Annotated in this window: 1 pseudogene; it reads left to right on the forward strand. The window is 41.8% G+C overall.

The annotated features are described in order from the left end of the window. A pseudogene (locus tag FD32_RS00060) lies at positions 1-204 on the forward strand (group II intron reverse transcriptase/maturase); the annotation flags it as partial. Positions 205-239: the final 35 nt, after the last annotated feature.

Genomic DNA, 239 nt, shown 5'->3' on the forward strand with positions numbered 1-239 from the left:
TGGAAGAAATTCAAAACTAAGATTACTAACTTACAAAGGCTCGGATTGTCTTATCGTGATGCATATGTCTTCGCTAGTACCCGTAAGGGCTACTGGCGAACCGCACACAGTAAGACTTTGAGTTATTCTCTAACAAATAGAAAACTGGAGCACCTTGGACTAATAAATATGTCCAAGACGCTCCAGTCAATTCAAAGTGATTAAGTTGTCGAACCGCCGTATACGGAACCGTACGTACG

It is taken from the genome of Limosilactobacillus panis DSM 6035 (genome assembly GCF_001435935.1).
GTDB classification, from domain to species: domain Bacteria; phylum Bacillota; class Bacilli; order Lactobacillales; family Lactobacillaceae; genus Limosilactobacillus; species Limosilactobacillus panis.